The organism is Actinoplanes sp. NPDC051405, from assembly GCF_055586185.1.
Genome location: NZ_JBVJIR010000004.1, coordinates 452,260 through 458,698, shown reverse-complemented (window position 1 = coordinate 458,698; position 6,439 = coordinate 452,260). Strand labels below are relative to the sequence as shown.

Here is a 6,439-nt window from a genome sequence, read left to right as displayed (position 1 = left end):
CCTCCCCCCCCCCCCCCCCCCCCCCCCCCCCCCCCCCCTCTCCCCCCCCCGACCCCCCCCCCCCCCCCCCCCCCCCCCCCCCCCCCCCCCACGAGGTGCGGTGATAAGGAGGGACGGACGTCAGCCGGTGCGGCAGCCGATCGTCGGCCAGGTCCAGTTGCCGTTGGCCATGATCGTCACCCCGAAGTTGTTGCCACTGCCGTTCGGTCTGGCGGTGACGGTTCCGCTGGTGCCGGTGACCGCGGCGTTCCAGCTGTTCTGGATGCTCTGGCCGCCGTTCAGGTTGAGCGTGACGACCCAGTTGCTGGCGTTGCTGACCGCGACGTTGAGGTTGAAGCGGTCACCGAACTGCTGGCCGGCCGTGATCGTCGCCGTGCAGTTGCTGCCCGGATTGCCGGGCGGCGGGGTGGTCGGGTTGCCCGGGTTGCCGGGGTTCGAGCTGCCCTCGCTGACAGTGATGTCGGAGCTGCCGGCGCTCTGGTAGCCCTCGGTCGCCATGATCTGGTAGGCGTGGTTCGTGCCGAGGTTCAGGCCGGCCCGCGCCCACGCGTCGAAGTGGTTGGCGATCGTGATGGTGCCGCTGCTGCGCTTCGACTGCCGGACGCTCCAGAACTGGTAGAACGTCGCGGTGCCGTCGATCGAGGGCTGGTTGACCCGCTGGCTGCGCAGGATGTCGTACGTGCCGCCGTCGGAGGTGACGGTGCCCATCCGGGTGGCGCCGCTGCTGGGGTTGTAGCTGCCGAAGTTCTCGACGATGTAGTACTCGATGAGCGGGTTGCGCGTCCAGCCGTACAGGGCGAGGTAGGTGTTGTTGTTGCCCGGGTTGTAGTTGCCGGAATAGGTGACCGTGCGGCGGGTGCCGGTGGCCCAGCCCTTGCCGCCGACCCAGTTGTTGGTGCTGCGGTCCCAGCTGCTGGAGTACCGGCCGTTCTCGCGCAGCGTCATGCTGGCGTTGCCACTGTCCTTCCAGAACGAGAAGTAGTAGCCGTTGTGCGTGCCGGTGGTGTTGGAGCTGACCGTCCGGTCGGCCTCGGCGTGCGCGCTCGGGGCGGCGACGACCGTGCCGGCGATGGCCAGCACCGCCGTGCACGCGGTGCCGAGGAGGATCCGCAAGCGGCGTCTCCTCGGCTGGATGGGGATGTCGGTCATGTAGGTGCTTCCTCCTCGTGACGGCTGGCGGGGGGCCAGCGGCGCGGTGAGGGCCGGCGGTCTGCCGGCGGCCGGGTGGAGGGCCGCCGGGCATCGGCGTCGTTCCGCGCGGTGGTGGGACCGGTCGTTCGGCACGACCGGGAGCGGGTCGCGATGGATGGCATCGACGGTCATTCAGCCCCGTCGATGGCGACGGTAGGGGCCGGGTCCACCACTTGTCAAAACTTTTCCGAAACATTCCGGAAACCCGATCACGTCGCCGGTCTTTCCGCAGGTGAGGCGTTCTGCTGGCCAGCACTTCACCTCGACGAGCGGCGGCGGCGATGGCCACCGGGATGCTCGCCGCGCGGAGATCATCGATCCGGACACCGACCGGCGAAAGATCCGGGGTTCTTCCGGATGGCCGGAGCGGTCGAACTAGGCGGGCGCGAGCACGGTCCGCCGGGGACGCGACACCGGGCCGGGCCGCGGACCCGGCGCCAGGTGACGCACGGCGCCGGCCCGGGCGACGGCGACGGCGGCCTCCTGCCGCAGGCTGTCGCGGGTGGCGACGGCCAGCCGGGCGTCGTGCCGGACGGCCTTCTCCGCCATGACCGCCCGCTGATACAGCGCACGCCGATGGGCCACCGTGGCCTGCTGCAAGGCAAGCTCCTGCTCGACCGGGTGCAGCGACGGATCCCAGCCGCCGTCCCCGGTGAGCGCCTCGGCGGGCAGGTCCCCGCGGTCGACAGCCGCACCGATCGCGCGGTGCAGGAAGCGCATACGCTCGGCGTGCTCGGCCGGGGTGCGGGCGTCCGGCATCGGGTACGCGGACGCGGCACGCATCACCACCAGCCGCTGCTCGGCGTCCTGCCAGGCCTGCCACGCCGTGTCGGCGCGCTGCGCGCTCTGCTCGGCGTGCTCGTGCCACAGGACGGCCACCCGGGCGGCGCGCCCGGTCGCCACGACGAGCTCGTCGGCATACCGCACGGCGTGCGCGGCGTCCTCCCGGCGCCGGGCCCGCCGTGCCCGCAGGCGGCGCACCCCCGGCACGGCGTCCACCAGCACCAGATGCGGATCCCGTACGCCGTCGACGCCGGCCAGGGCCAGCACCGACAGGGTGGCCGCCAGCAGCAGCGTCACCCAGATCGCCAGCGGGGCCGGCTCGGTCAACAGCATGTCCGCTACCACGTTCATGGTCAGAGAAGTCCCTCGATAGATACGGAGTCGATGAATCGGCAGCGCCGTCCCGCCCGTAGCCGGGGGAGGTGGGAATGCCCGGCTCGAGGCGCGACGCAGGACGACCGGGAGCGGACCGGTGCCCGCCCGGGCGGATCGTCAGACGGACGCGGCGGGCGGTGCGCGCGCGGCGCGGGCCGCGACCACCAGCTGCGTGCGCAGAACGCGCTCGCGGCCGGTGGCGGGAAGATCACAGAGCTCTACTGCCACCGGTACGGGCGGCAGCTCGGTCGGCGCAGCGGCGGCAACCTCGACCGTGGTGTCACACTGCCGGGTCGCCCCGGCGGACACGGTCGTAGCGGGCCGGCTGGACCCGGCGGCGAGCGGCGGTGCCGACAGCCCGGCGATCAGGGCGAGCAGCAGGGCCAGCAGCGCCGGCAACGAGGGCCGCGCATCGCGGGTCGCCTCCGTCGCCATGATCACAAGGTACGGTTCCGGCCCCGCCCGGGACGGCGAAACGCATACGTGTCGCCCTGCGCGGCTGCTGCGTCAGTCTTTCGTGGATCGCCCCTGACCTCGCGCGACTACCACCGTGGAGGGGCCGCGGGGCCTTGCCGGCCGGGACCTGAGACTGCCGGACCTGCTGCTGGCCGTGGCGGCGGCCCTGCTGATCGCCGTGCGGCGCCGGTCGCCGGTGCCCGCGCTGGCCGTCGCCGCCGCCGGGTCGGCCTGGGCGGTGGCCGGCAGCGGCGAGATCTACGTGCTCACCGCGGTGACGGTGATCTGCGCGTACACCGCCGCCTCGCGCACCCGCCGGACCGTCGCCTGGACCGCCGCGCCACCGCGGCAGCGGTCGTCTACCCGGCCGCGGTGGCGTTCAACGGGCAGGGCTGGGACTCCTCGGAAAGCCTGGAGGACCTGGGCTGGATGGGAATGGCGGTCGCCGTCGGCGATGCGGTCCGGACCCGGCGGGCGTACGTGGCGGCGGTCGAGGAGCGGGCGGTCCGCGCCGAGCGGACCCGCGACGAGGAGGCGAGGCGCGGCCGCTGCCCTCGGCGGTCGACCTGGCCGCGTACCGGATCGTGCAGGAGTCCTTGACCAGCGTGCGCAAGCACGGCCGCGGCCCGGCCGCCCACCTCCGGCTCAGTTACACCCCGGACGGCCTGGCCATCGAGGTGGAGAACAGGGTCGGGCGCGGCCTGGACGCCGGCCCGGAACCGCGGACCCCGCACGGCCTGACCGGCATGCGTGAGCGGGCCGCCTCGGCCGGCGGGACCCTGGACGCCGGTCCGGGCCCGGGCGGCCGGTTCCTGGTGCGGGCGTTCCTGCCCCCGCACCCGTCAGCCAGGAGATATCGACGTGACCAACCAGATCCGGGTGCTCCTGGCCGACGACCAGACGCTGATCAGGGGACGAGAACCTGGCCGGGGTGCGAGTGCTGATCCTGACCACGTTCGAGATCGACGAGAACGTGCTGCGGGCGTTGTGCGCGGGGGCCAGCGGGTTCCTCAGCAAGAGCGTCCAGCGGGCCGACCTGCTGGACGCCATCCGCGTCGTCGCGGGCGGCGAGGTGCTGCTGTCACCGAAGGCCACCCGGAGCCTGATCGCCCGCTTCCTCGACACCCCCGAGCCGATGCCACTGCCGGCCCCGGCCGCGCTCTCACGTGAACCAGGCCATGACCAGGCTGGGGGTCCGGGACCGGGCGCAGCTCGTGGTGATCGCGTACCAGAGCGGCCTGATCCGCCCCGGCGAGATGCCACCGGCCGGCTGACGCCACCTCTGCGCCCGGCGCCGGCCGCGGTCACCGTCCACGCCGAAGATGCCGGTATTGCCATGATTCAGGCGTATCGTTGGCCCGAGAGCGACTCGTCTCTCGGATCCGCGACGTCTCGGGCATCGGCCGTTGTGCCAGGGAGGCATACAGCTCGGCGGTCCTGGTGGTGGCTTGACATGTCCAAGGGATCGCAAGCAGACCGACGACCGGGCACACCCCGGCACGACGACGAGGTCCGGCCCGGCGGGGCTGCGTTCCAGGCCCGGATGCGGGCCGATCGAGCGGCGGAACGAGTCCACGTTCAGGACGCCCGGGACCGGTTCGAGGCCCGCATGGGATCCGAACGCGAGAACGAGCGGGTGCAGGTCCAGGACGCTCAGGACCGGTTCGAGGCCCGCATGGACAGCGAGCTCACGCGCGCCGTGAGCGATCGGGAGCGCCTGCAGGCACAGGCTCAGCAGAGCCAGCGCATGGAGGTCCTCGGGCAGCTCGCCGGCGGCGTCGCGCACGAGTTCAACAATCTGCTCGCGGTGATCCTGAACTATGCCGCGTTCGTCGCGGAGGAACTCGCCGCCGGACCGGTCCCGGACCGGGAGGCCACCGGTCGCGACGTCGCCCAGATCCAGCGCGCCGCCGAACGGGCCACCGCCCTGACGCATCAGCTCCTCGCGTTCGGGCGCCGCGAGATCATCCAGCCCACGGTCCTCGACCTCAACGACGTCGTACGGGATGTGGAACGACTCCTCGCCGGCACCATCGGCGAGGAGGTCGCGCTGTCCGTCGATCCGGCTCCGGAGCTCTGGCCGATCCTGGCCGACGCCGGTCAGTTCCGTCAGGTTCTCGTGAACCTGGCCGTCAACGCCCGGGATGCGATGCCCGGCGGCGGCACGCTGAGCATCGACACCGCGAACGTCAGCCTGGACGCCGGCTCCCTCGCCGGCGCGCACCCAGCCGACGGCCGCCATGTCCGTCTCCGGGTCCGGGACACCGGTGCCGGCATGACGCCGGAGGTGCTCGCTCACGTCTTCGAGCCCTTCTACACCACCAAACCTGACGGCACCGGTCTGGGACTGTCCACTGTGTACGGCATTGTGACGCAGGCCGGAGCCACCATCTCCGTACGGTCCCAGCCGGGGACGGGAACCACGTTCACGATCACCGTTCCCGTCACCGACCAGGTCAGCGCGACCGTCCCGGAATCCCCGGCCCGTCGGCACGCCCCCGCGGGTGAGACCGTCCTCATCGTCGAGGACCAGGAGGCGCTCCGCGCGGTCACCGAACGCATCTTCACCAGAAGCGGCTACCGGGTTCTCACCGCGGTCGACGGCCGGGACGCGCTGGCCGTCACGGCCGCTCATCCCGAGGAGATCCATCTGCTCGTCAGCGATGTCATCATGCCCGGGATGCTCGGCAAGGAGGTGGCCGACCGGATCCGTCGCGACCGGCCCGGCATCAAAGTGCTCTTCATGTCCGGCTACGCCCAGCCGGTCCTCGCCGCCCGAGGCCGACTGGATGCTGACGTCAACCTCATCGAGAAACCCTTCTCCGCCGCCGCCATCATCGAGAGGGCCGGACAGGTGCTCCATGGTTGACGGCGCCGCCGCCGTGGTCAGGCGGCCCCCGTCAGTCCCGCGGCGGTGGCGGCGACCATGCGGGTGAGGGTGGGCCGGAAGGGTGGGAACACGGCGCCGATCTCGGGCTCGCGTTCGTAGAGTTCGCGCAGGGCCTGCGGGGGCCGGGTGAGCGGGAACAGCTTGGCGACGAAGGCGCTGGCGGCCATGACCAGGGCGGCCCCGTCGGTGGGGGACATCGGCGGGCACGCGCCGGCGACAAGCCGGCCCACCTGCATGTACGTGTCGATGGCCCACAACTTGTACTCCCGCAGGACGGCCATGGTCACGTTGTGTTCCAGCATCGTCTCCGCGTGCGTGGTCAGGTCGCAGTACAGCGGCCGGTCGGCGTACGCGTCTGCCAGCGCCGCCGCCGCGGCGGCGGCGCCATCCGCTCCATGCAGCGCCGCGCTCGCGGCGGCCGCCCAGTCCGAGCCTTCCTGCATCGTGAGCCGCAGGTAGATCTCCTCGCGGGTCCCGAAATAGCGCAGCACATTGGATTTGGCCAGCCCGACCGCCGTGGCGATGTCGCCGAGGCTGACCCAGGCGACCCCCGACTGTCGCGCCAGCTCGGCGGCGGTGCCGAGGATCGCCTCCCGCCGCTGGTCCTTCTGGTCCGGGCGCCGGGCCCGCTGAAATGGCGCCTGCATGCCAGGAATCTAACCGAGAACTATGAGAACAGCGTTCTCTTGTTAAGGAGACGGTGTTCTGTTAGCGTCGCGCACTGATCCATCGACCAACCTGATC

The 6,439-nt window shown here is 72.0% G+C and carries 6 protein-coding genes and 1 pseudogene; 3 read left to right on the top strand and 4 right to left on the bottom strand.

Annotated features, from left to right (window positions below; genetic code table 11):
- Nucleotides 1-120: 120 nt before the first annotated feature.
- From ACZ6S4_RS12695 to ACZ6S4_RS12685, 3 genes are all read right to left on the bottom strand, one after another.
- Nucleotides 121-1,149, bottom strand: coding sequence for a glycoside hydrolase family 11 protein (locus ACZ6S4_RS12695; protein WP_465475070.1), 1,029 nt, complete (start codon nt 1,147-1,149; stop codon nt 121-123).
- A 417-nt stretch (nt 1,150-1,566) separates the two neighbouring features.
- On the bottom strand, nt 1,567-2,325 hold the full coding sequence (locus ACZ6S4_RS12690; protein ID WP_465475069.1) for a hypothetical protein: 759 nt from the start codon (nt 2,323-2,325) through the stop codon (nt 1,567-1,569).
- Between the two features lie 141 nt (nt 2,326-2,466).
- Nucleotides 2,467-2,784: a hypothetical protein gene (locus ACZ6S4_RS12685; protein ID WP_465475068.1), complete on the bottom strand. Its 318-nt coding sequence runs from the start codon at nt 2,782-2,784 to the stop codon at nt 2,467-2,469.
- A gap of 393 nt (nt 2,785-3,177) precedes the next feature.
- Between ACZ6S4_RS12685 and ACZ6S4_RS12680 the strand changes: the two genes are divergently transcribed.
- From ACZ6S4_RS12680 to ACZ6S4_RS12670, 3 genes and pseudogenes are all read left to right on the top strand, one after another.
- The gene (locus ACZ6S4_RS12680; RefSeq protein ID WP_465475067.1) at nt 3,178-3,405 is read left to right on the top strand and encodes a hypothetical protein; all 228 of its coding nucleotides are present in this window, start codon (nt 3,178-3,180) and stop codon (nt 3,403-3,405) included.
- A 313-nt stretch (nt 3,406-3,718) separates the two neighbouring features.
- Nucleotides 3,719-4,079: pseudogene (locus tag ACZ6S4_RS12675) on the top strand (response regulator); the annotation flags it as partial.
- Nucleotides 4,080-4,414: 335 nt separating this feature from the next.
- Entirely contained in the window at nt 4,415-5,674 is a 1,260-nt protein-coding gene (locus tag ACZ6S4_RS12670; protein WP_465475066.1) for an ATP-binding protein, read from the top strand.
- Between the two features lie 17 nt (nt 5,675-5,691).
- Here ACZ6S4_RS12670 and ACZ6S4_RS12665 read toward each other — a convergent pair whose 3' ends face one another.
- Nucleotides 5,692-6,342: a TetR/AcrR family transcriptional regulator gene (locus ACZ6S4_RS12665; protein WP_465475065.1), complete on the bottom strand. Its 651-nt coding sequence runs from the start codon at nt 6,340-6,342 to the stop codon at nt 5,692-5,694.
- Nucleotides 6,343-6,439: the final 97 nt, after the last annotated feature.

Excerpts from the sequence above, each read along its gene's own strand:
- ACZ6S4_RS12695 (WP_465475070.1), bottom strand. The coding sequence starts at position 1,149 with ATGACCGACATCCCCATCCAGCCGAGGAGACGCCGCTTGCGGATCCTC.
- ACZ6S4_RS12690 (WP_465475069.1), bottom strand. The coding sequence starts at position 2,325 with ATGAACGTGGTAGCGGACATGCTGTTGACCGAGCCGGCCCCGCTGGCG.
- ACZ6S4_RS12685 (WP_465475068.1), bottom strand. The coding sequence starts at position 2,784 with ATGGCGACGGAGGCGACCCGCGATGCGCGGCCCTCGTTGCCGGCGCTG.
- ACZ6S4_RS12670 (WP_465475066.1), top strand. The coding sequence starts at position 4,415 with ATGGGATCCGAACGCGAGAACGAGCGGGTGCAGGTCCAGGACGCTCAG.
- ACZ6S4_RS12665 (WP_465475065.1), bottom strand. The coding sequence starts at position 6,342 with ATGCAGGCGCCATTTCAGCGGGCCCGGCGCCCGGACCAGAAGGACCAG.